20 protein-coding genes are annotated in these 23,721 nt (G+C 35.9%); 3 read left to right on the top strand and 17 right to left on the bottom strand.

Going from position 1 to position 23,721, the window contains the following annotated elements; all coding sequences use genetic code 11:
• Positions 1-14: 14 nt before the first annotated feature.
• From EZ428_RS06075 to EZ428_RS06055, 5 genes are all read right to left on the bottom strand, one after another.
• Entirely contained in the window at positions 15-1,469 is a 1,455-nt protein-coding gene (locus tag EZ428_RS06075; protein ID WP_131552197.1) for a glycoside hydrolase family 30 protein, read from the bottom strand.
• Positions 1,470-1,685: 216 nt separating this feature from the next.
• A complete protein-coding gene (locus EZ428_RS06070; RefSeq protein WP_131552196.1) occupies positions 1,686-2,951 on the bottom strand; it encodes an MFS transporter in 1,266 nt (421 codons plus the stop codon).
• Positions 2,952-2,955: 4 nt separating this feature from the next.
• Positions 2,956-3,180 carry a hypothetical protein gene (locus tag EZ428_RS06065; protein ID WP_131552195.1) on the bottom strand — a complete coding sequence of 75 codons (225 nt, stop codon included), beginning with the start codon at positions 3,178-3,180 and terminating at the stop codon, positions 2,956-2,958.
• 4 nt (positions 3,181-3,184) lie between these two features.
• Positions 3,185-3,775 carry a TetR/AcrR family transcriptional regulator gene (locus EZ428_RS06060; RefSeq protein ID WP_131552194.1) on the bottom strand — a complete coding sequence of 197 codons (591 nt, stop codon included), beginning with the start codon at positions 3,773-3,775 and terminating at the stop codon, positions 3,185-3,187.
• Positions 3,776-3,830: 55 nt separating this feature from the next.
• Complete coding sequence (locus EZ428_RS06055) at positions 3,831-5,165, bottom strand: M23 family metallopeptidase (protein WP_131552193.1); 1,335 nt, start codon at positions 5,163-5,165, stop codon at positions 3,831-3,833.
• 280 nt (positions 5,166-5,445) lie between these two features.
• On the opposite strand from EZ428_RS06055, the gene EZ428_RS06050 reads away from it, so the two are divergent.
• Complete coding sequence (locus EZ428_RS06050) at positions 5,446-6,288, top strand: L,D-transpeptidase family protein (protein WP_131552192.1); 843 nt, start codon at positions 5,446-5,448, stop codon at positions 6,286-6,288.
• A 1-nt stretch (position 6,289) separates the two neighbouring features.
• Here the strand turns inward: EZ428_RS06050 and EZ428_RS06045 are convergent, their stop codons facing one another.
• From EZ428_RS06045 to EZ428_RS06025, 5 genes are all read right to left on the bottom strand, one after another.
• Positions 6,290-6,595 (bottom strand): GNAT family N-acetyltransferase, encoded by a 306-nt coding sequence (locus EZ428_RS06045; protein WP_131552191.1) that lies wholly within the window; start codon positions 6,593-6,595, stop codon positions 6,290-6,292.
• A 68-nt stretch (positions 6,596-6,663) separates the two neighbouring features.
• Positions 6,664-7,344, bottom strand: coding sequence for a GNAT family N-acetyltransferase (locus tag EZ428_RS06040; protein WP_131552190.1), 681 nt, complete (start codon positions 7,342-7,344; stop codon positions 6,664-6,666).
• A gap of 489 nt (positions 7,345-7,833) precedes the next feature.
• On the bottom strand, positions 7,834-8,058 hold the full coding sequence (locus EZ428_RS06035) for a CDGSH iron-sulfur domain-containing protein (RefSeq protein WP_131552474.1): 225 nt from the start codon (positions 8,056-8,058) through the stop codon (positions 7,834-7,836).
• Between the two features lie 142 nt (positions 8,059-8,200).
• Entirely contained in the window at positions 8,201-10,078 is a 1,878-nt protein-coding gene (locus EZ428_RS06030; protein WP_165501714.1) for a RagB/SusD family nutrient uptake outer membrane protein, read from the bottom strand.
• Positions 10,079-10,089: 11 nt separating this feature from the next.
• Positions 10,090-13,137 (bottom strand): SusC/RagA family TonB-linked outer membrane protein, encoded by a 3,048-nt coding sequence (locus tag EZ428_RS06025; RefSeq protein ID WP_131552189.1) that lies wholly within the window; start codon positions 13,135-13,137, stop codon positions 10,090-10,092.
• Positions 13,138-13,526: 389 nt separating this feature from the next.
• Here EZ428_RS06025 and EZ428_RS06020 point away from each other — a divergent pair, with 389 nt between their 5' ends.
• Positions 13,527-14,132 carry a DUF2306 domain-containing protein gene (locus tag EZ428_RS06020; protein WP_205945609.1) on the top strand — a complete coding sequence of 202 codons (606 nt, stop codon included), beginning with the start codon at positions 13,527-13,529 and terminating at the stop codon, positions 14,130-14,132.
• Here the strand turns inward: EZ428_RS06020 and EZ428_RS06015 are convergent.
• The 4 genes from EZ428_RS06015 to EZ428_RS06000 form a co-directional block, all read right to left on the bottom strand.
• On the bottom strand, positions 14,100-14,309 hold the full coding sequence (locus tag EZ428_RS06015) for a hypothetical protein (protein ID WP_131552188.1): 210 nt from the start codon (positions 14,307-14,309) through the stop codon (positions 14,100-14,102). The two genes, EZ428_RS06020 and EZ428_RS06015, sit on opposite strands and share 33 nt — an antisense overlap.
• 119 nt (positions 14,310-14,428) lie before the next feature.
• A complete protein-coding gene (locus EZ428_RS06010) occupies positions 14,429-15,289 on the bottom strand; it encodes an alpha/beta fold hydrolase (RefSeq protein WP_165501713.1) in 861 nt (286 codons plus the stop codon).
• 15 nt (positions 15,290-15,304) lie between these two features.
• Positions 15,305-15,874 (bottom strand): dihydrofolate reductase family protein, encoded by a 570-nt coding sequence (locus tag EZ428_RS06005; protein ID WP_131552187.1) that lies wholly within the window; start codon positions 15,872-15,874, stop codon positions 15,305-15,307.
• 309 nt (positions 15,875-16,183) lie between these two features.
• Positions 16,184-18,691, bottom strand: a complete 2,508-nt coding sequence (locus tag EZ428_RS06000) for a zinc-dependent metalloprotease (RefSeq protein ID WP_131552186.1) — start codon at positions 18,689-18,691, stop codon at positions 16,184-16,186.
• A gap of 409 nt (positions 18,692-19,100) precedes the next feature.
• Between EZ428_RS06000 and EZ428_RS05995 the strand changes: the two genes are divergently transcribed.
• Positions 19,101-20,477 (top strand): caspase family protein, encoded by a 1,377-nt coding sequence (locus EZ428_RS05995; protein ID WP_131552185.1) that lies wholly within the window; start codon positions 19,101-19,103, stop codon positions 20,475-20,477.
• 401 nt (positions 20,478-20,878) lie between these two features.
• Here the strand turns inward: EZ428_RS05995 and EZ428_RS05990 are convergent, their stop codons facing one another.
• From EZ428_RS05990 to EZ428_RS05980, 3 genes are all read right to left on the bottom strand, one after another.
• Positions 20,879-21,769, bottom strand: coding sequence for a helix-turn-helix domain-containing protein (locus tag EZ428_RS05990; protein WP_131552184.1), 891 nt, complete (start codon positions 21,767-21,769; stop codon positions 20,879-20,881).
• 74 nt (positions 21,770-21,843) lie between these two features.
• Entirely contained in the window at positions 21,844-22,662 is an 819-nt protein-coding gene (locus tag EZ428_RS05985) for an SDR family NAD(P)-dependent oxidoreductase (RefSeq protein ID WP_131552183.1), read from the bottom strand.
• A 104-nt stretch (positions 22,663-22,766) separates the two neighbouring features.
• Positions 22,767-23,666, bottom strand: coding sequence for a helix-turn-helix domain-containing protein (locus EZ428_RS05980; protein WP_131552182.1), 900 nt, complete (start codon positions 23,664-23,666; stop codon positions 22,767-22,769).
• Positions 23,667-23,721 lie beyond the last annotated feature (55 nt).

The raw sequence follows: 23,721 nt of genomic DNA, 5'->3' as shown, positions 1-23,721 counted from the left end.
TGTGGCTAATAGAATTATTTAATAACCAAAGTACTAATAGAATGCGGTAAACTCACCGTTTCTGCGGCGCTACCTTTTATCCATAGCTGATAAGGTAATTTCTGGTCTGTATTATTCATTACTACTACTGCAATAGAACCATCTGGATTTTGAAAAGCAGTGCTGATTAACATTGAACGACTTGGCGAACTGATAATTCTTTTCGCACCTGGCTTGATAAATTTAGAGAAGTGGCCAATGTAATAATAAGAGTTAGTATACAAAAGTTTACCTGTTCTCAAGTCTGCATGTATAGGAGCAAAACAAAAATTACCAACGTGGTTTGGACCCCCATTCTCGTCTAAAAGAATGTTCCAATCTGTCCAAGTCGTAGTACCTGCATTAAAATCGTTAATCATCGAAAGTCCATAACGTTCGCCTAAAGCCCAATCGTTAATTCTATCGAAGCCAAATTTCTCTACACAACCTTCAGTAAAAATTAACTGTTTTGTAGGGAAGGCTTCATTAACCCTTTTTAAGTTCTCGAAATTCTGTGTGCTACCTGTCCAGGTTTCGTACCAGTGAAAACCTATGCCCCAGATGTATTTAGCTGCCAAAGGATCTTCTAACAAAGTTGATGCTCTTTGGTAAATTAGATCGCGGTTATGGTCCCAAGCAATTAATTTCTTGCTAGCCATATTGTTCTTCTGCAAGGTTGGACCTAAAAAATTCTTTATAAAATCTCTTTCCTCTTCTGCACTGTATAAACATGATTCCCATCTTTGGGTTGCCATTGGTTCATTTTGAACGGTTAAACCCCAAATGGGCATTCCTGCTTTTTCATATTCTTGAATAAACCTTACATAATAATTAGCCCATGACTGGTTGTAAGCTGGCAATAAAGTTCCTCCTTTTAGCATGTTATTGTTACTTTTCATCCACGCAGGTGGGCTCCAAGGACTTACAAATAAGTTTATTTTTCCTCCAGCAGTTGCTGTAGCCTGTTTAATCAATGGAATTTTAAACTTACGATCGTGATCAATATTAAAGGTTTTTAAAGTCTTATCGTTATCTGTAACATACGTATAGGTATCACTACTGAAATCGCAACTGTTAATGTTTGTACGAGCTATTGTGTAACCAATTCCTTTTGTTCTATCATAATATGCTGTTAGCAATTCTTGTTGAGCGGCTTTTGGCATTTTTGCAAAAACCTCTGCAGATGCATCTGTAATTGCCCCACCAACACCAATAAAAGTTTGAAACTTTCTATTTGGATCTACAAACACCAAAGTTTGTGTTTCCATGGGTTGTTTTAAAGTTTTAAAAGTTAAAACCTCAGTTTGCGACATAGGTTTGTCTGAACCTTTAACAGTTGAAAAAACTGTTACTTTTTTGGTTGCATAAGAAACTGATTTTTGTTGTGCAAAAGCTATAGCATTTGTCAATAACAAAGCAGCGAATAGAACTAGTTGATTAGATTTGTTCATTTGTATTTGAAATTTGGTTCGATAAAATCGATATGCAATTTCTTCATTTTAAAAGCTCAAACCAATAGATGCACATCCTTTGCCTAGCATAATTCTACGCAAAGGTTTGCTTAAGCACTTAAATGGAGATATTCATAAAACTTGTAGGGGATTTGTAGGGGCGCCAAACAATTAGTAAACCTAATTATAGAGCAATTATTTGGTGTTTTTTGTTTTCTAGACTATCTCTTCTACAACTGTAGGATGAACTTTAGGCGATTTTTCTGAAACCATTTTACTTACTCTAGACATTAAGAAAATACTAATTAGCGTGATAACTATGATTACATAACCTACAACATTATAATTCTCGAGTGGGCTATACTTAGTTTCTTGTACTACAATTAAGCCAGAAACTGCAGCCGCAACACCACCAGCAATTTGTTGTAAAGATGCATTAATACTCATAAATGCACCTCTATCTTCTAAATCTGGAATGGCACTTGTTAAGGCTGACGAAGGAACCATCCTGCTCATGATACCCATCATCATTAAAATATTAAGGATAACCACAATCCAAAATGGAGTAATAGCTAAGTTGGTATAAACCACACACATGATCATCATCCAAACTGAGGCAACCATAAATATTTTAAATTTGCTAATGGTATCACTTAGCTTTCCAATTAAGGGCATAATTACCAATGAGCTCACTCCAGAAATCATAAATAACATAGGCAATTCTGCATTAGTTAAACCTAAATTATTAATGGCAAATGCACTTCCAAAGGGCATCATCATAAAACCACCTATTGATAGTAAAGCTGTTGATGTAAAACCAACTCGATGTCTTTTCTTAGCTACAGTATGCCATAAATGCATCAATGCTGATTTATCTCTTTGTACCAATAAGTGAGCTGTAACAGGTTTCATCTGAAGCAAAATAACAACTGCTATGATAACTGCCAAACCTGCAACCATCCAAAACGGAGCTTCCCAACCCCAAATATTTGCTAAATATAAACCTATTGGCACCCCTAAAACCTGACTAGCACCAAAACCCATTTGCAAAAAACCCATCACTCTACCTCGTTGTTGCAAACTGAATATATCCGTAACTATTGCCATAGAAATTGAGCCAATTACCCCTCCAAATAAACCAGTAATAATTCGGGCGGCAACTAATTCTACATAAGTATGAGCCAATCCACAGAAAATTGTTCCTGCAATAAAACCCGTGTAAAAGAATAACAACAATTTTTTACGATCAAAACGATCTGCAAAACCTGCTGTTAGTAATCCAGATAATCCGGCACTAAAAGCATAAGCCGAAACCGCAATGCCAAACGCCGAAGGTTTTAACGAAAGTGATTTCATCAAAATATCGCCTAATGGCGACATCACCATAAAATCTAATATTACGGTAAATTGCGTTATTGCCAAAAGGAAAATTGCCAATTTTTGGTAACCAGTAAACGGAATGGTTTCTTGTGTCGATTTCATTATATTAAGTTAATTCACAGCAAAAATGGCCGTGATCATTAATCAGTTCTATTACTTGTTGGTGATTTAGCGTTTCGGAAATTATCCTCAATACAAAATCATGATCGTCTAAAGCTATATTCCACTTAGATATATCACTATGATTATCAAGAATGGCTTGTAATTTCGCCTTACAATCTTCAGTCTTGATATCAGTTTTAAACAATAAGATATGTTCTAAATTCTCCATAATTCTAATTTTTTAAAGCTTTAATTACTAAATCGAAAGTTTGCCATAATATTTGATCAGTCATTTGAAAGGGTTTACCTCCAATGCTTTGTCCTTCTCTTTCAAAACGAATTAAAGAATAAAGTGGCGCATAAGCCACAGACCAAAAAACTTCTAAAGGCATTGGCTTTATCTCTCCATTAGCAACTACATTATGCATAAACTCGCTAATTACACCTTTAAATTTTTTCATGAAGCTTTCCAAAAACTTCACTTGGTACGTAGAGGTACGTAATTGCTCAAAAAACAAATAAGAATTAGGGTTTGCCATTACATACGCATACCTATTTTGCCATTGAATACGCATCCCTTCTTCAAATGATGCTTTTGGATCAAGGTTTTTAATCATCGCATCTGCCATTTTATCGCCTTCTTCTTGACCAATGCTGATAATTAAATCGTCCTTATCTTTGTAATAGATATAAAGCGTAGCAACAGAAATGCCGCAAGCCTTGGCAAGCTTGTTCATGCTAAACCCTTCAAAACCATCCTGAACTAGGCTCTCAAGTGCTTTTTGCTTTACTAACTGAACTTTTTCTTCATCTCTTACTCGCATTCAGCAAATATAAGTGAATATTCATTCATTTATGAAATGTTTTAACACTTTTCGTTTATATGTTAGTTTTTAGCCATCCTATTACATTATTTTCACTCGATACCAATTGATAATCACCATAATTACCAAGCACATCCACCGTTTGTCCTTCTTTTAAATCCAGCTTTACAGCCGCATCGGGCTTTGGTTTATCAAATAATGATTGTGGTGTTTTAATTTTTAGTTTAGTTAAGGGCTTTGAAACTGTTGTTAGTGTTTTACCAGCCAAGTAACCTGTTTTTCCATCAGGCAATTCTATTCTGTAATTACTCCCAGCTGCAGCCAGAACCCTTAATGTAGTTCCTATTTTGAGGTTAAAATCGTCAAGGTTACTAGGTGATGATGTTCGCATTGTTGTATTTAAATTAGCTAAGGAAGTTACTATTTTCGGTACGTTTTCAATAGTCGGATTGATAAACGGAAGTGGGTCTATTGCTCCACCACTTGTATAAATACCAAAATGTAAATGTGGTGGACCGCCTTGTGCGTTGCCAGTATCGCCCATCCTTCCTAGTGTATCTCCGTAATTAACGGTCTGACCTTCCGTTACATTTTGTTCATCCAAATGCGCATAATACAATGTGTATTCCTTCCCTTCTGGCCTAAACCATACCACCTTTCCTCCCAAATTATTTGTATTTACACCAGTAACCCTACCTGGCGAAACTGCAATAACTGGAGTTCTAAAAGGTGCAAAAATGTCTATGCCTTCATGTCTTCTGGTATTGTTATCCCTACCTACTCCCCAAAAGCTTTGAATCTGATTTTTATTAACAGCTTTTAATGGATAGTTTAAAGATGGTCCAGTTGTAATTTCTAAAGTATACTCGCCACTTCCTAATAATTCAGGTTGTAGTCTTAAAACATAAATGCCAGATTTATCAGCATCTAGCTGGATGGAATTACTTAACGTATCACCAGAACCTAGCAACTTAAAATTAGCAGTTTCTGTTGATTCCCAAACATCTGCATAAATCATAAATCCATCCGAAGGCTTTTTTGTGATTTTGACCTGTAACTTTTGACCTCTGACTAAGTTAAATCGAAAGGCAGCCGCATCAACCTTTTCCGCAGAAAAATATCCATTTTCTTGATAAGGCAATTTAATTGGCAAAGCTTTTAGTAAGCTTTGTTGTGCATTATTAATCCACATGGTGCCCATTGTAGTTTGATTAAGTCCTGCATTAATCAATCTCCTTTCATATTCTTGGTGTGGTGAAGCAGGTTTTAGTAAATTAAATGGCCCACTTTTACAAGATGCTAGAAAGAAAATGCAAAAACATAATTGTACAATCTGAATTCTATTAAGTCGAAAATCTATCTTTTTATATCTTCTTTTTTTCCCAATCATTTTTCAATTTTTTATATGATTTCTTACTCACTGTTTTTCTTTTTCTAGACCTAGAAATTCCCTTCTTTTTTCGGGCATTGATATTATTAACCAAAGATTTTTAACGCCGAGTTTATTCTTCCTACCCTTCTTTTTTAATTTTGTCTTTGACTTCTTTCTTCATCTTGCCCTTTTTTACTTTTACGAATAACAAATCAATCAATTAATAGTTTACGAGCAATTTGTTTCCAATATTCTTTATCACTAAATATTTAGTTATATTAGATCATAAAAAATTAAGATGATAAAATTGGTTGTATATATTTTATTTGGGGCTATAATCTGTTTCATTATTTGGTTTCAAACCAAATCGACGCCAATCATTCAGGCAAAAAAAAATAATGCTGAAAAAGAGCTAGAGAACACCGGTGTAAAATGGAATGATAGTTTAATGAACCATCTTCCTAAAGGGATAGATACTAGTATAGTTATTAAAGATCTAAATGGGACTTCAATAAAGTTCAATCAGTATGTTAAAATAGTTTTTAATCACGATGCGATTATTTACCAAGATAAGGGAACCTGGAAGTTGCATAGATTAACTCAGTCTTCACAAGATTCATTAAAAAAAGACGATTACGCAGTTGCCGCTCGGCAAAGATGGGAAGCTTACAGAAACCCAGATACCATACAAATCTGGAAAGAGAAATTAAATAACATAAAAAACACCTTAGCACAGGCAGATTATGTATTGGTTCTAAAGAGTAAACGAAAAATGATTGTTACACGCAAAGGAATTGAAGTACTTACCTTTCCAATAAATCTAGGTTTTTCGCCTACTGGCAATAAAGTATTTGATGGAGATGGCAAAACACCAGAAGGCATATATCATCTAGACAATAAATATGTGCGTAATGATAACTTTCATAAAAGCTATTGGATTTCTTATCCTAATGCCAATGACAAATTGATTGCAAAACAAAGAGGGGTAAAACCAGGGAATGGAATTTCAATTCATGGCACAACACCTAAAAGAAAAAATGCTAAAGATTGGACAGCAGGTTGTATCGCGCTACAAAATAAAGATATTGACACCTTATTTAAATATGTTGGCGATGGAACGATTATAGAGATTAAAAAATAACTTATCCGTTTTCGTGAATCTTATTCCAAATATCTTCATAATCTGCCGGATGTCTTTTAAACTGAGCGTGAACATAAGGGCAAAGTGGAATAACTTTTAAGTTTTTTTCTCGAGCGTAAGCCACCATTGCATTAAGCATTAATTTTGCTAAACCTTTTCCTTCTGCTTTAGGCGAAACTTCTGTATGGTAAACGATCAAATCGTTATCTACAATGGCAAGTACCATTTCGCCAAGTTGTTCATCTCCGTCTAGCACTAAAAAAGCGCCATGGTTTTTTTCGTTTAGATTTAGTTTTACCTCTTCCATATGTTATCAATTTATGATTGTTTAAGATAAATAATATTTAGAAACTTTCAGCAATTGTTAATGATCAACTAAGCCTTCTTGATCACATAAGCAATCATACTTGTTCTAATTTTAAAACCCAGTTTTTGATACAGCTTTATGGCCCCTTCATTATCATCCCTAACATGCAAAAAAGGGATTTCATTTTTAGCCAAAATGCGTTTAATCTGTTCTCGCAATAAATTATAGGCATAACCTTTACCCAAATGATTGGGATGTGTGCAAACTGCACTCACTTCTGTATACGGTGTTGGATTAAAGCGATGACCTGCCATTGAAACCAACTTTCCATTTTCAAAAATACCTGTATAATTACCAAAATCTATCGTTTTTTCTAAAAATGGGCCAGGCTCTGTTAACTGAACCAATGCTATCATTTCATCAACATGAGTTTCATTTAAATCTACAAATTCACTTTCGTCGCCAGTTGGCACAGTTTGATGCCCATAAACTAGTTGAAACATATTAATTTCCCTAATCAGTTTCCATTGATTTGAAATTTCAAGGGCCTTGATGGAGAATACGATAAAGAAACTTTCTGGCTCACTGATTTGATAAAGTTCTTCAAAATTTGCAGTAGAATTATCCTTTAATCCTGCAAAAGAAGCAAAACTTGGGAAATAATATTTTACTACCTTAGAGCCTAAGGAAATTGGATGATGTGCAGAGCTTAAAGCATTATAAATTGGGTTGTCTAGTAAATGTGGCATAGATGCGTGGCTTTATTAATCCAAAGATATTAAAATGAATATATGATGATGAGGGATCAGAACCAAAACCTGTGAACCAATAGTAACCTAGGTTTAAAGATAAGCGAATAGGCATTGCCGTTTGCCCCCGAATCTTAATAGTTAAAATGTTTAATTGCAGTGATACTTCTCACCTATCTAACTAGATAGTAAGTCCATATATTAACATTAAAACTTGGACTTTGTACAGATTTTGTATGATTTTATAATGAAGGCTTATCGAAGGAGTGTTTCACCGCGATTATATCCTTCCTAAAGTGCAAATGATCTTGATCATAATAGCAGGTAAATTCGTTAGTGAGGCAAAACAGGATGATGCCCATAAAGGGTTATTTAGCGAGCATATAATCCATTACTTGGTACCAAGTTTGTGTAATCGATCAATAATGAGTCTATTAAAAGCAAAAGCATCAACCAGATTGAGATTGATGCTTTTTGACATAGAGTAAATTAAACTTTTTTAGGAGGCAGATCAAAAGCTACTGCTTCATGTTCAAAATGCCCATTATGTGAACCATCACAAAAAGGTTTATTACTCGACAAGCCGCAGCGACAAATTGAAAGCACCGTTCTTCCTTGTAAACCATAAGCGTTACCACTTCTATCTACAATTTCGAAATCTCCTTCTATTTTAACTGAACCGTTATTATTAATTGTAAGTTTTGTTTTCGACATCATTAAATATTTAAAGCAAAACTAGGTCAATCAAATTGCATTATAGCATCTGTTTTTAATTTAGAAACATTCTCCCAAAGCAAAAAAGAGGCAATCTTTTTACGAACTGCCTCTCTTGGTTTTAACAACCATACCAAAAGTATTAAGGTATTTTATCTAATGCTGGAACGTTATTTTCATACCCAGTGTATCCTTTATTTTGATTGATACGACCTTGCGTATTAAATCTTTGTGCTGCACCCGGAACTGGCCATAACACATGGTATGGAGAAATTTTGAAATTAACTCCAGAAACCGTAGGCACTTTATTTTTGTAGAAATCATTTTTTTCCATGATTCTATCATAAAAGAAGTTGTTATCTGAAAATGCAGCCATCGTATAGCTTTTGCCATTATAAGCAGCTTTACCTGTTTGAGCAAAAATGTAAGCTATACGAGTTAGCTCGGTTTTACGAGGTTCTTCATAATATAATTCTCTTGCTCTTTCATCTAAAATTGTACCAATGGTAATTGTAGACGGATCGGTGATTAATGCAGCATTTGCTCTTGATCTAACCTGATTTAAATCGGCCATTGCCAAAGCAAGATTATTTTTCCAGTAGTAAGCCTCTGCTCTTAACAGGTAGGTTTCTGCCAACCTGAAGATGTACCAATCGGTATTTGTACCTCTTGGTGGCGACCAATATTTATCTACAGCCAAAGCATTTGTAGAGTTAATAAAGGTTTTGTAGTGAGGCCAGCCAAAAAAGTGACGAATGGTATCTAAACCTTTATTCAAAAACATATTGTTCAGGTTTGAAGGTGTAGCATCTACCAATGGTTTACCGTATAATGCTTTTTCTGTTGGATTGGTAGAGTTCTTTAATGCAGGGTTGTTATATACCAAATCAGTCATATTTACCCACATTCCTGATGCATGGCGATAATCTGTATTATCTGTCCAGATGTATTTCGTGCTATATGGCGTTCCGCGATACCTACCAATTCCTCTACCATACATTAACGTCAATGGAATTTCTACTGTAACCCCATCAACAATTGCAGGGTTTAAGCCTGATGGTGTTCTTAAATTTGCAAAATGCCAAGCAGGCACACAGTTACGCATAACCTGAGAACCATTTGCCGTTGCTCCGGCAAGCGTTTCTCTATCAATTGCTAAAAATAAAGTTTCTTTATTGGCTGCGATTGCCTTGTTATCCATTCTATGCAAATCCCAAATCACATTTTTTGTTGCATCGGCGGCAGTACTTCCAAAACGAGTTTTCATTAACGCGTATTTACCTCCATTAATTACGTTATTGGCAGAGGTTATGGCATCATCAAAATCTCCTAAAGCCAAATTAACCTTCGTTAATAAATGACTAACAGCACCTTTGGTTACCTCTCCTCTATCAACCCCATCTAAAACCCAAGTTTCTGCAAACAACAAGTCTGATTTCATTTTTTTTAGGATTACATCGCGCTTTGTAGAATAGTAATCAAGTTTTGGAGCCGTTAATTCTTCTAAAATCAAAGGAACATCACCAAATTGGTGAACTAAACGATAATAGTAATAAGCACGATAAAATAATGCTGAACCCAATATTGAGTTTTTCTCTGCATCATTTTTAAAGGTCACCTTATTGATGTTAATAATAATTGTATTAGCATATCTAATACCTTTAAAACCTTCAATCCAATAGAAACCTATCCTATTAAAATCTGGATTATTTAGTTCTGCATCTGGCGTTACCCTTGTATCCATGTCTTGCGCTTGGGTACTTTTATCTGTTGTACCATCTACAGCAACATCAGAGAAAATAGATTCTGTAACTATCGGAGCCATATCTCCAAAAAACTCTTGCCTTGCATTTAAACCTAATCCTGCTAATGCAGCTTTCATTCCCGCAACATTACTTAAAGCTACTTCCGGTTCAAATTTCGAAAGAAACTCTGACTCAAGATCAGCTTTCTTACAACTATTAGCCGCCGTCATTAAAACGACTAGTGCTAAGATTAACTTTTTATTTAAAATTTTCATATCTATAAATTCTATAATGAAATATTTAGTCCTAGTGTATAATACCTTGGTGTTGGACCATTATTTTGAGGGTCCCATGTATTCCAATCTGGCGCATAAAGTGCTGCGTTATTGATATTGAAATATACTTTAGCACTTTGTAATCTTACTTTGCCAATTAAATCTTTTGGTAATGAATAAGACAATGCCACAGTATTTAACCTGATAAATGAACTTTTCCTGTACACATTAAAACTAGTTCCACTTAAGCCAGAACTTAAACGAGCGTACTCATTTGTTGGGTTATCTACTGTCCAGTAAGGCACAACATAAGAACTGGTTCGTCCAAAGCCCACACTGCCTGGCTGGTTAATACCTTGGTTATCCTGTGCTTTTTGACCCCAGTTGGAGATTAATTGAAATGATAGATCAAAGCTTTTATAGATGTTAAACTCATTGCGAACTGCCCAAGTAAATCTAGGGTTGCGATATCCTAAAAACTGCTTATCAGAGTCGTTATAAACATAGTTGCCATCCACGTCTTGTAACTTGTAATCGCCTGGTTTTATACCTTTATTAAATTTGTTGGCTTCAGCAACTTCATTAGTTTGCCAAACACCTAAAATCTTATAATCCCAAATTACATCAATATCTTTTCCAATAAACCAGCCATTACCAAGATCGTTATTAGGTGTAGCAAGGCGAATGATTTTATTCCTATTTAGGGAAAATATGACGTTAGAACTCCATTGAAAATTACCAGAGGTGATGTTTTTACTGCTCACAGAAAACTCCACACCTTTGTTATTAACTGCTCCAATATTAGAAATTACATTACTAGCACCTGATACACTTGATAATGTTTGGCTAATCAATAAGTCAGATGTCTTTTTATCATAATACTCTAAAGCACCATTGATCCTATTATTGATGATCCCAAAATCTAATCCTATGTTTAGGGATTTTGTTTTTTCCCATTTAAGTTCTGGATTACCGATTCTAGTCCCACCAATTATACCATTTACTTCTGCTGGTACTCCACTGGCATTTACTGATTGATACTTAACAAGGTCTTCGCTAGATAAACTTGAATACTGATCTACAACTCTATTTCCATTTTCACCGTAAGAAACTCTTAACTTACCATAATTAAGCCATTTGATATCCTTTAAGAAACTCTCTTCGGTAAAAGTCCAAGCTACAGCCGCTGATGGAAATGTTGCTCTTTTATTTGCAGCTCCAAAGCCAGAGAAACCGTCACGACGTAAGGTAAATGAAAAGTTATAACGGTTCATTAACGAGTAATTTATCCTGCCCATTAAAGCATCCCCTTTGTAAGCCTGATCATCACTACTAACTGTTGCCTTAACGCCGCTACCTAAATTATGGTAACCCAGAACATCACTAGGAATAAAGCCTTCGTTTCCTGATAAGGTGTACCAAGACTGGTATTTTTCTCCATTTACTAAAAAAGTAACATCAAAGTTGTGGATTTTGCCAATTGTTTTATTCCATTTTAACAAATTATCAACTTGCCAATTGTATCTGGTTTCTTGCGCTCTTGTTGCAGCACCTCCAGGGGTTGTAACATTTGGATTTAATGACGATGATGCATTAAAAGTACGGTACATGTCTATTCCCGGACTAAAATTTAATTGGTAAGTGATACCGAATGGCAAAGCAGCTTTTGCGTAAATACTTCCAAATAAGGTATTCAAACGTACCATCCTACTGTTATAAGTTGGATTTAAGAATGGGTTTCTTGCGTTTAGACCATTATCATCAGTTGGAATTCTTCTTAGCGTACCGTCTGCATTATAATAATCCCCATAAGGAGATAAACTTGTTAATTGGCCCCAATCTGCTTCTATTGCACCTTCATCTCGATCTGCATATTGAAAATTGATGCCAACATTTAAAAATTTTGCAGCTTTTGCATCTAAATTCACCCTAGTTCTTACCGTGCTAAATTCTCCCCCCTCAATTAGGTTTTCATTTTTTAAATAACCAAGAGACATGTAATAATTGATCTCATCTTTTCTTCCAGACATACTTAAGGTATGGTCTTGGCGCTGTCCTGTGCGGAATAATAAATCATACCAATCTATTGTTTTACCAGCAAAGTAGTTGTTTTTCTCGTTGGTAAGCAAACCTAACCTGGTTAACCAAAGGTCTTTTGGATTGGTAGTTGTTTGTCCATTAAGCCATTGGGTCATAGTAACACCAGCAGGCAAATTATCTGGATCGTTATAAATATAAGCAGGACTAGTTCCTGCACTTCTCAAAACATCTCCACGCCAAGCCAAAAACCCAGGACCATCATAAACTGGCTGATCTTTTGAAAGCGTAGCAATACCAAAATTGCTATTGAAGTTAATAGTTGGCGTACTTGATTTACCTCTTTTGGTAGTAATGGCAACTACTCCAGTTGCCGCCTTAGAACCGTAAACTGCCAGCGAACTTGCATCTTTTAGTACATCTATGGTTTCAATATCATTCGGGTTGATATCTGAAAGCTGTCCGATGTAAATTATACCATCCAAAACAATTAATGGCGATGTACTTGCCGTTAAGGTTGTTTTTCCTCTTACCAATAAATCGCCACCGCCTTTAGCACTAGTATTCATACCTACGCTTAAGCCCGGAATGTTGCCTTTTAAAATATCAGCAACACTTTGTGGATTTTCATTTTCTAACTGTGTGGCCTTGACACTTGAAACTGCTCCAGTAATGTCTTTCTTTTGAGCTGTTCCATAACCAATAACCACCACATCTGTTAATTGACTAACTGATTCTAACAATACAACATCAATAGAAGTTTTGTTGTTAACTGGAATCTCTTGGGTAATATATCCCAACATGGTAAACACCAAAGTTGAGCTTGGCGCAACACCAATTGCATAAGCTCCATCTCCATTAGCCGAAACTGCAATTTTAGAATTTTTAACATTTACAGAAACTCCTGGTAATGGAGCTCCGTCTTTGTCCTTGATACTACCTTTTACAACCACATCCTGTGCAAAACAAAATGTAAAGGCGGTAAGGACCATACTAACAAGTAGGGTAACTTTTTTTCTCATGTTTATATTTGGTTAGAATAAATTATGTGTGGTAAAACTATTTTAAATTGATGGTAAAACAAAATGTTTTTTATTCATAACATACTCATAATTAATACTTTATGATAATATTGATACGCTTAATCCGCAAGAGAAAACAATAAAAAAGTAGCTGTAACATTGCCGTGACTAATCTGGCAAATTTTGGTCGATACGTTTAATTCGCAAGAAAAAAAATTAAATAAAATTGAAGTAACGGGCTTATTGATGCCCTAACAGCACATCAATAAATTAAGACAGCATATTTTTTTGATACTTTAGCTTAAGGAACTGATAGACATTTTAAAATTTACCCGCTGGAAACTGTAAAATACATCTTCAAAAACATCATTGTTTATTTAACATTAAGTGTGGTTACATTCTTAATGCTTAGAGGAATTGTGATTTATTTTCCTATTCGTGATGATATTGGCTTTTTAAAATTCAAAAAAGAATACCTCAATATACTCCCTTGGAAAATTGCTTTTTATGCCCATGTGTTTACAGTCGCATTTGCGTTAATTGCCGGCTTTACACAGTTCTCAAATCATATTCTAAAAGAGCACAGAAAACTTCACCGCACAATGGGTAAGATTTATGTGTATGACATTTTTATCAATTTTATTCCTGCTTTTATCATGGCGATATATGCCAATGGACAAATGCCATCAAAAATTGCTTTTATAATTTTAGATTGTTTGTGGTTATGGTTTACTTATAAGGCAGTGGCCGAAATTAAAAAAGGAAATGTTAGGGCGCACAAAAACTTCATGATTAGAAGTTATGCCCTTACACTTTCTGCTGTTACTTTACGTTTGTGGAAACCTTTAATTGCCAGTCTTGTAGAAATTGACCCATTACATTTATACATGATTATTTCTTGGATGGGTTTTGTACCCAATTTATTATTCGCCGAATGGTTAATTAGTAGAAAGAAAACAAAATTACCTGCTAATCTCGATATTATAGGCAATTAAAGCATAAATTGATATTACAATAATCAAAAAGCTACCAATAAATGTAATTACACTAATGACCTTAACATTTTTGTTTGCTGTTTTCCTTAATTTATTCCGGGTAAACAAAGCGATAAAATAAGAAGCTGTTAAAGCAATGCCAATTGGCAGAATTAAAAACAAGAAAATGAGTTCCATTGGCTAATAATTAGATATTTAAATCTAAATAATTTAAGTGATTAGTTTAAATTAATAATTAGAATGTCAGCATGAGCGAAGACAGCATATAAATCCTTCGACTACGCTCCGGATGACAATTACTTAGCCTTCAAAAACTCATCCACCAAAGCAGCTGTAATTTCTGGCATTTTACTTCCCTTTTCTACCGTGCAAACTTCACCAATACAAGAACCGTGAACACCTGGTAAAACAATTAGTTTAGCTTCGGTTATTAGCTGAGACATTTTTAGGGTATGGTCAATGGTAATTACGTCATTTTGAGACACAATTAATAACGTAGGTGCTTTAATAGATTGAAGATCTTCGTCGTTCCAATCCTGAAAATTAATCATTCGATCTCTATCTTTTTCGAACATCACTTTTAGTCCGTCCTTATTTGGAGCCACTTTTAGGTAAGCTTCTTGCAGCGGCATTGGCATTTGTTCAAGGGTTACACCTTTCATTCCCTCAAAAAAGCCAGCTATCAATCCGTCTCTTTTACTAGCTGCAGACAGCGCTATTATTTTATTTACCAATCTTGGATGCCTAATTGCAATTTGCAAAGTGGTAGAACCACCATTGCTAAAGCCAAAAAAGTTTGCTTTCTCTATTTTTAAGTGTTTTACCAAAGCTGCTACATCATCAGCATCTTGAGCAAAAGATTCAGGTGCATTTCTATCACTTGTTCTGCCATGTGCTTGTAATTCTACTGCTATCACCTTCCTGTATTTGGCCAAAAAAGGAATAATATTCGAAAATGAAGTTTCAATTGTAGAGCCTCCACCATGTATCAAGACTAATGGGATTTCGCCTTCACCATAAGTTTCATAATACATTTTGATGCCATTAACTGGCGCATAACCTGTAGTTTTCATCTTTACCGATTGATTATTTTGTTGTGCAATAACTGATGTTGTTGATACAATCATCAATAAAGCTAAAAAGAAAATTGTTCGCATTTCGGTCTATTGTTATTATTTATCTACAATATAATTCAGTTCAGTTACCCCTGAAGTAAATTGTTTCGTGTTCAATAATTTTAATTTTATTTTGTCTTTAACATTTACAAACAAAGGAATACCTTCCCCCAAAATAATTGGATTAACGAACAACCAATAGCCGTCAATCAAGTCTTGTTGCATAAGTGAGTGTGTTGCTGTCGGGCTACCAAAAAGCAAAATATCTGCACCTTCACCTTGTTTTACTTTATTTATGCCATCGAAAAGATCATCACTAATCACTGTAGTATTTGCCAAATCATCATTCTTCATTGTTTTCGACAAAACGACTTTGTGAACATTAGCATACCACTTTGAATGTTCAATATCGTGCTTACTTGCATCAGGTTTGTCTGCCGCAGTTGGCCAGTAATCTTCCATCATCTGGTAAGTTACTCGTCCATACAATGCTGTGTCGCCTTCGCCTATGCGTTTAGCGCCATGGTCAAAAATTTCTTCATCAACTTTAATCCAATTCATTTCTCCATTCGGTCCTGCTACAAAACCATCAAGCGATATGTGCATAAATGAAATTATTTTTCTCATCGATTCTATTTTTTATTGTTGCCTAAATTAGCTTCATTTACTAACAATAGAGGAGCCATTTTAAGACAATTTATGGGCTTAAATGCGACAAATTACTTTCGTTTAAAGCGTATTGTCATTCCGACTTTATCCCAAAGGGACTCCGTTGGAGGAGGAATCTATTAAGAAATGTTCGATTAAATAGACCCTTCGCTGCGCTACCGATGTAAAATCGGCACAAGTTCTGGATGACAAACTTCTTTTTTTGGTTGGTGAGACACCAACCGATAGGAACAACCTATGTTCTCTATGTCTCTATGTGGTTAGTCCTTATTTCCAATCATCTATAAAATCAATTCCACCCATCCCAATAGGTGCACCAGGAGGCATAACCTGTGCAGGTGCTGGTTGAAATTTACTTGGTGTTTCTTCAAACTCTTTCATTTGAGAAAGCGCAAACAATATCCCTGCTTTTTGTTTTGGAGCAGCTTTTGCAACTGCGCTAGTCATCCAAGTTTTCAATTCTTCAATCTTCAACAAAGCCTCTCCCCTCACACTTTCTGCAGCATTGGTATTTGCCGCTAATTGCAATAAGTATTTTAAGGTTAAATTATTCACTAACCTTTGCAATTCGCCTTTATAGCCTGTTACTGGTGTAGCTTTCCAAGTTTTTTCTACCAGTGCATCAATAACCGCCATTAAACCTGGTTGTTTTTCATCACGAGCATTGTATTCAATTAATCGTGCAGCTCGTTCAGGATTTAAAAGAGAACTTATCGTTTCATTTGCTGCAGTTTCTGCAGTGGCAATTGGGTCGAACGTTGGCCCGGTATAACCGCTAAACAATTCTGTAGAACTCGGATAACCAGTTGGACGAGGAGGTATTTTTGCAATCAATCCATCCGGCAACGCCAAAGCATCTGGACTAACAGTTGCCATCAATGCTTCAAAGGCACTCCATTGTTGTGCAGGATCTACCATTTTTGTTGGCACTTGACCATCGTTTTTAACTGCGTGAGTAAAATATAAGCCACCAATAGATTTGGCAACCGCTTCAATTTCATAACGATGCAATAAATATATTGGCACTAAAACCTCTTCTAAAGTAGCCAGTGGAGCATTTTGTACAATTGCTTTTTCAGAAAAATTATCTAACACTTGTCGGCGAATTTTCATTAACCTGTTCAATTCCTCAATCGGATTAACCCCATCTTCCCACTGGTTAGCAGCAGGGTGTGTATAACCACCAATATCTGGAATGTACTGAAACCCTTGTTTCAAGGTTTCATTCATAATTCCATCTAAAGCTTTACTTTCATCCACACCTGTAGGAAAAACAGAATAACCCCACATGATCGCTCTTTTATCCCAGCTACCTATTCCTTTTGCATAAGCATCAGATAAATCTATGCTGCCGTCTGCTTTTTGCTTAATTCGTGGAAAAGGGTAATCCATTACAGAAGCCCTTTCTTTCGGACTAGCCGCAAAATTGTGGTTCAGACCTAACGTATGGCCAATCTCATGAGCAGATAACTGTCTGATTCTAGCCAATGCCATTTCTTCCATTTCCTTGGTAACAGGCTTACCATCCACATAAGGCTGTAACAAACCTTCGGCAATCATGTAATCTTGGCGATGACGATCTGAACCCAAAGTAACCACACCTTTAATGATTTCGCCAGTGCGAGGATCAGTATAAGAAGAACCATAAGAAAAAGCTCTCGGACTGCCTGCACGAGTAATCCAGTTGACTACGTTATAACGAATATCCATTGGGTCTGCTCCTTCTGGCAATTCCTTAACCTGAAATGCATCCTTAAAACCCGCAGCTTCAAATGCTTGGTTCCAAAATGCACCACCCTCAATTAATGCCTTTTTTATTGGCGCAGGTGCTCCTCTATCTATATAGTAAATTATCGGCTTAACGGCTTCACTTACTTTGGCATTAGGGTCTTTTTTCTCTAAACGATGTCTAACTGTAAAACGCTTAACCAAAGGTTCAGACATTGGCGCTGAAAAATCAGTATAACTAAATTGAAAGAAACTTGAACGAGGGTCGAATTTGCGTTGTTTAAAATTATTATCTGGTAATTCTACAAATGATTGGTGCATTCTTACCGTAACCGCATTTGGATCAGGCGCAATATTTCCTCTTCCGCTAGGTGCACCACCTGTAAAAGTAAGCATGGCTTCAAATTCAGCGTTTTTAGGGAAGTTTTTGGTATTTGGTAGATATACCGCCGATCTGGTTTCATCAATCCGGTAAACGCCAGCAGCTACTGCAGCCCCTCTACCTCCAGCGCCACCAGAAGTTGCTGGAGCACCAATGCTTGCCCCAATATTCTGACTATCGCGAATCATAAATGGTGTAAAATCTATCAATACTTTTCCATCTTCTGTGGCAACGGGAACAAAACCCCAAATTACAGATTTAGCAAACGAGCCTTCTACGGTTTTAATTTCATCGGCATTGCCACTTCCAGCACGATAAGCAGTATTAGGTTCTAATAAAAAAACCTTTGGTCCAACTTTAATAAATTTGGTAACACTGGTTGATGCACCTCCTCTTTCTGCATTTCTGCCTGCCCCGTCTGTTAAGGAACTGAAGTATAAAAACTCTTGGTCAAATTTGCTAACCTCTAAAAATATCTTCCCTGATTTTTCATCATAATAGAAATTAAAATATCCCTCAAACTTTTTAAAGTCTTTAGTAAAAGAGGCTATACTTGTAGCCGGCGCGGCGGTTTGTGTTCTAACGGGAGTTGGTGAGGTTTGCGCTTGAAGTGCTGAGCTGATCAATAATCCGGCAGCAGCTAAACAATAAACTTTTTTAATCATAAGGGTTAAGAATTGGGCGTTAACAGAAGGAATAAGCAGGTAAACAAGTTATTGTTAATCAGCTTAACAAATATAATTTTTAATAGCAATTAACACTAGTGGCTTACGTAAAATTTTGATTGAAAGAAGGATAGTTTAAATTAATTTGTCTCCCGATAGTTATCGGGAACGACTTCGGAGGAATCTGACAAGTAGAACTCCAAGAGTTAGATTCTTCGCTTCGCCCTGAATGACAAAAGTCCATTCAACCTCGGGTTGGTGTTATCACCAACAAAAGATCAATGGTTGATTCCATGAGTCTTCGACAAGCTCAGACTGACAATCTAATTATACCCACAATTGGGTATTTTTAGCGTAGGTAAAAACCTCTACTTTAGTTCAGATATCTAACCCATAAATCGCTCCTATCATGAAAGCCTTTATTTTATCTATAGCTCTTCTGTTCTGTGTATTAATCGGATCTGCCAATACTATTTATGAAATTAAGTACAAATTTCAAGATGCTACTGAATATACCGCTTTTATGGTGAGATATGATAATAAAACAGGTTTTATAAGGGTTAAATATTACAATACCAAAAAGCAATACCGTGTGGTAAACATGGATTTTGTTGAAGAAGAAAGTAAACGAGAAATTAATGGTGTATTGTATGATGCCCTACGATTTGTAGGTAAAAATCCATCGTTTATATTAGGTAGCGATGAAGAAACAGAAGCCTACAACCCAGATTATATTTGGTTTTGCAAACTGCCTTCTCAAAAAGATTATAAACCTTGGGGCGTTACTTCGCCAGATGCCGATGGAAGTGTTACCCAAGGTACCATTATTAGCGTAAAAATATTAAACACCAGTGAGCTCTCAGAATCTTATGTGCATTCTTTCTTTAGAACTGATGAAGCATTTTACATCAATCTTTTTAAAAAGCCAACGGCCATATTAACTTCGAACAAGCCAAATACATCCCCAACAAAACCTAATACCACTCCTAATAAACCTAACACTACTGGCACAACTCAAACTACAACAGGGGCTAGCCTAAAGTTAATCATGGTTGCGAATACACTAGATGCAAGAATTGGAGTTACCTGTCAGTTAGACATAGACCGTGTTAAAAAAACATTTAAGGATATTGCTGTAGCCTTAAATTTAAACTTTGTATACACAGAGGTGAAGGGTGTAGAGTTTAATAAAACAAATTTGATGAATGCGGTAAACAATGTCACCTCTAAAAATAGTGATATCATTGTTTTTTGTTATACTGGACACGGCTATCATTTTGAGAACGATCTGCAAAACCCCTACCCTCAAATGGATATGAGATTAAGCCCTAAACAAGATGCAGCAACTAATACCGTAAATGTAACAGAGGTTTACAGCAAACTAAAAACACAGCCTGCACATTTAAAACTCATCTTAACAGATTGCTGCAATACAATTTTAGATGAACCAAAAATGTTTGGCAAGCCGAATGCCAGTACCATGCGCTCAAATATTCAATGGAGTAAATCTAATTGCGAAAACTTGTTTCTAAGACAAAGTGGCGTCGTAGTGGCCTCAGCGGCATCTATTGGCGAAATTGCAAGGTGCAACCTGGAATATGGAGGGTTTTTCTTATTTAATTTCTTAAAATCCCTAGATAAATCGCTGAGTGTTTTTGGTTCATCACAATCATGGGATAATATTGTTTCTGAAACCAGGGAAACGGTTTTGAACATGTCTCGCATGCAAGAATGCGAAGCTAAAGTTTGTACGCAAACTGCCGTGAGTTATGTAACAGTGAAATAGGCTCTTTCTTCACTCATCATTCGGCTCTCCTTCGTATCAGTTTATCACCAGCATCGTATCGGGTTCGTATCAGGTTCGACATTTCTTCGCCAACGATGTGGAAACTTGGGCCTACAATTTGCAACAAAACTAGATGCGTAGCCGAACCTTTCACGAATTCTTCTCGAACTCTTCTCGAACTTGTCACGAAGCAGACTAGAACGCAAGTCGCGGTAAGGTCGCCGTAATGTCGCGATAAGGTCGCTGTAAAGCATTAAGATTGAAGTTATTTTTGGCAGATTTGCCCCTATTAGACTTGTTAAGTAAATATACGTTTTTAAGCTAAAAGATTAAAGAAAAAAGAGACTGCAACTATAAAGTTATTTTGCTAGCCTCCTTTGCTTATTACAATAAATGTTGCCTTAATTTAACATTTGTTTTTTAAAGCCAATGGGACTTACGCCAACTTCTCTTTTAAATAATCTGGAGAAATAAGATAAGTTCTCGAAGCCTAAGGCATAAGCAATTTCGGACACTGATTGCGTTTCTCCAATCAATCGGTTTTTTGCTTCTGCTATTAAATAGATATGAATATGTTCTAAAGCGGTTTTACCGCTTTCTTGTTTTAACGTATCAGATAAATAACCTGGAGAGATATTCAATTTATCGGCCATGTAATGCACGGATGGTAAACCTTTACTATCTAACAAGCCACTAGCCATGTAATGATCTAATTCTTTGATGAACTTTGTTATTGTTTTGCTAGAAAGCTCAAATCTATTAATGAATTGTCTTTTATAAAAACGCTGCGCATATTTAAGCATGGTATCTAAATTTGCTAGCATGATCTCCCTGCTATACTCATCCTGATTATTGTTGTACTCGCTTTCAATCTTATGATATAACTCCCAGATGGTTTTCTCTTCATTAGGCGAAAGATGCAAAGCTTCATTGGTTTCATAATCGAAATAATGATATTTTCTGATTTCCTCATGCAAGATATGTCCGTTTAAAAAATCCTCATGAACGAAAATTAAAAAACCATCTTCTTCTAAATGAAGGTCTTTCATTTCAATGATCTGCCTTGGTTTTACAAACATCATCGAGCCACTTTCGTGATCATATTTTGTGCGTCCGTATTTAATTACTCCTGAGATTAATTTTTTCACCCCAATCATATAGAAATCGCTAGTAAATTCCCTTTCTATCATGGAGCAGGCATGATTGCATTGGAAAATACTGAACAAAGGATTTTCTGGCGCAGGAAATCCGTTTTCCTGATGTAATTCTGCCAAGCTTTTATAATGTTTCATCGCCCTTTTTTGAAATCATCACAATCTACACAATTGACTGTATAGACTGTGATTTAAGCTATTTAAATGATTTTTTAGTGACCGTGAGCATTTGCCGACACTTCTTTCCACTCTTCAAACTGTGCTAGGCGATCTGCATAAACCTGTTTAACACCTGGGTAAGCTATTTTACCCAATAAAAAATGTAATGGAGGGTTTTCGCTATCAATTAAAGCCAATACTGCAGGTGTTGTTGCTTCAGGATTACCCCAAGTATCGGGTGTGGCACCTTCTGCAAAAGCTTTTTTAATTGGTGCATAAACTTCATTAGGCTCGGTTTGAAAAGCTGAAGCACCAGACCAGTCTGTAGAAAAGCCATTAGGTTCTATTAAACTTACTTTGATACCAAACCCTGCAACTTCAGCAGCTAAAGTTTCCGTTAATCCGTTTACTGCATATTTTGAAGCATTATAAAGTCCTAAAACAGGTAAAGTTACCAAACCCAAGAAACTTGAAACTTGTATAATGTGTCCACTTTGTTGTTCCCTAAATATTGGAAGAATGGCTTGCGTAACCCAAAGTACGCCAAAGAAATTGGTTTCCATTTGTGCCCTTGCTTGATCCTCTGTTGTTTCTTCTATAGCACCAAACAGACCAAAACCAGCATTATTAATTAATCCATCTATATGACCAAAATGTTCCTTCGCTTGGTTTACCGCAGCAAAACAAGCAGCCCTATCATTAACATCTAGTTGAATAGGAAAAACAGCATCTCCAAACTCTTCAACAAGGTCGTTTAAATGCGCTATATTTCTTGCAGTGGCAGCAACTTTGTCGCCGCGTTTTAAAAGGGCTTTTGCCCAGATTTTACCGAAACCGCGTGAAGCTCCAGTAATTATGATTGTTTTTGACATGATAATAATTGTTTTTATTTACCATGTAAAGGTAGGCTCATAAGATCCGCTGGTGTTTGAACAAAACCTTGGATCATTGACACATTTCAACTGTGCACTTAAAATTATATCCTGTAAGCCTTGGGTGTTTGACTAGTTTGTTTTTTAAAGAAATTATTAAAGTGTGCAGGTTCTTCAAAACCAAGTGTATAACTAATTTCTGAGATGTTCCAGTTGGTATGTTTTAACAAGGCTATGGCTTCAGTAATCAATCTTTCGCTAATATGAGTAGTAGTGGTTTTGCCAGTAGCTGTTTTAATTGCCCTGTTTAAATGATTGGGGTGTACGTTTAACTTGTCTGCAAAGTCTTTTGCCGAACGCATGTTAAACTGTTGTGAACGAGATTCAATTGGAAATTGCCTTTCTAAAAGTTCGGTAAAAACTGCCGTGATACGGGAGTTGGCATCAGGGTGTTTATATAAAGTTTCTGAAGGCTGCAATTTCATGGCACCATGAATTACCTCCATGATGTAATTGCGAATCAAATCAAACTTAAAAGCATAATCAGATTGCAGTTCATCAATCATTTTAAGGAAGATTAAAGCAAACGCTTCATCTTGTTGTTCATTTAATAAATACGCTGGTTTGCCATTGGGCGAATACATTGGAAGGTTTTTTAAGCTTCCCCGAATATATTCTGTAAAAAAAGCATCCTTAAAAATACAGAAATAACCTGTCGCATCTTCGGTTAAAGGCTCGAAAGTATAAGGCACTTCTGGATTAAAAAACATCAAGGTACTGCCATTAACTTCTAAAGTTTTGTCGCCATAATGGTAAAGGTGTCTACCTCTCATTAAGGCAACTTTATAAAAATCTCGGCGACTATATTGTACAGGTGGCCGACCAGGTGCATTGCAATCTTCTAATCTAAAAACATTGAAATGCCCTAAGTCGGCATTAATGCCTTCGAATTTTAAATCGAATTTCCTTTCATAAAAATCTTCGAGGGTTTCTAATGGCTCCATATTGTAAATTTAAAACATTTAAAGGATATCTGTTACAGCAAAAACTCAATCCTTT

Origin of the sequence: Pedobacter frigiditerrae (assembly GCF_004331645.1) — a bacterium.
In the GTDB taxonomy this organism is placed as follows: domain Bacteria; phylum Bacteroidota; class Bacteroidia; order Sphingobacteriales; family Sphingobacteriaceae; genus Pedobacter; species Pedobacter frigiditerrae.
Note: the sequence above shows the minus strand (reverse complement) of the source record. Positions and strands in the feature narration are given on the sequence as shown.

What these genes read in the sequence shown, in the direction of transcription:
- EZ428_RS06075 (WP_131552197.1), bottom strand. Translation starts at nt 1,469, where the DNA reads ATGAACAAATCTAATCAACTAGTTCTATTCGCTGCTTTGTTATTGACA.
- EZ428_RS06070 (WP_131552196.1), bottom strand. Translation starts at nt 2,951, where the DNA reads ATGAAATCGACACAAGAAACCATTCCGTTTACTGGTTACCAAAAATTG.
- EZ428_RS06065 (WP_131552195.1), bottom strand. Translation starts at nt 3,180, where the DNA reads ATGGAGAATTTAGAACATATCTTATTGTTTAAAACTGATATCAAGACT.
- EZ428_RS06060 (WP_131552194.1), bottom strand. Translation starts at nt 3,775, where the DNA reads ATGCGAGTAAGAGATGAAGAAAAAGTTCAGTTAGTAAAGCAAAAAGCA.
- EZ428_RS06055 (WP_131552193.1), bottom strand. Translation starts at nt 5,165, where the DNA reads ATGATTGGGAAAAAAAGAAGATATAAAAAGATAGATTTTCGACTTAAT.
- EZ428_RS06050 (WP_131552192.1), top strand. Translation starts at nt 5,446, where the DNA reads ATGATAAAATTGGTTGTATATATTTTATTTGGGGCTATAATCTGTTTC.
- EZ428_RS06045 (WP_131552191.1), bottom strand. Translation starts at nt 6,595, where the DNA reads ATGGAAGAGGTAAAACTAAATCTAAACGAAAAAAACCATGGCGCTTTT.
- EZ428_RS06040 (WP_131552190.1), bottom strand. Translation starts at nt 7,344, where the DNA reads ATGCCACATTTACTAGACAACCCAATTTATAATGCTTTAAGCTCTGCA.
- EZ428_RS06035 (WP_131552474.1), bottom strand. Translation starts at nt 8,058, where the DNA reads ATGTCGAAAACAAAACTTACAATTAATAATAACGGTTCAGTTAAAATA.
- EZ428_RS06030 (WP_165501714.1), bottom strand. Translation starts at nt 10,078, where the DNA reads ATGAAAATTTTAAATAAAAAGTTAATCTTAGCACTAGTCGTTTTAATG.
- EZ428_RS06025 (WP_131552189.1), bottom strand. Translation starts at nt 13,137, where the DNA reads ATGAGAAAAAAAGTTACCCTACTTGTTAGTATGGTCCTTACCGCCTTT.
- EZ428_RS06015 (WP_131552188.1), bottom strand. Translation starts at nt 14,309, where the DNA reads ATGGAACTCATTTTCTTGTTTTTAATTCTGCCAATTGGCATTGCTTTA.
- EZ428_RS06010 (WP_165501713.1), bottom strand. Translation starts at nt 15,289, where the DNA reads ATGCGAACAATTTTCTTTTTAGCTTTATTGATGATTGTATCAACAACA.
- EZ428_RS06005 (WP_131552187.1), bottom strand. Translation starts at nt 15,874, where the DNA reads ATGAGAAAAATAATTTCATTTATGCACATATCGCTTGATGGTTTTGTA.
- EZ428_RS06000 (WP_131552186.1), bottom strand. Translation starts at nt 18,691, where the DNA reads ATGATTAAAAAAGTTTATTGTTTAGCTGCTGCCGGATTATTGATCAGC.
- EZ428_RS05995 (WP_131552185.1), top strand. Translation starts at nt 19,101, where the DNA reads ATGAAAGCCTTTATTTTATCTATAGCTCTTCTGTTCTGTGTATTAATC.
- EZ428_RS05990 (WP_131552184.1), bottom strand. Translation starts at nt 21,769, where the DNA reads ATGAAACATTATAAAAGCTTGGCAGAATTACATCAGGAAAACGGATTT.
- EZ428_RS05985 (WP_131552183.1), bottom strand. Translation starts at nt 22,662, where the DNA reads ATGTCAAAAACAATCATAATTACTGGAGCTTCACGCGGTTTCGGTAAA.
- EZ428_RS05980 (WP_131552182.1), bottom strand. Translation starts at nt 23,666, where the DNA reads ATGGAGCCATTAGAAACCCTCGAAGATTTTTATGAAAGGAAATTCGAT.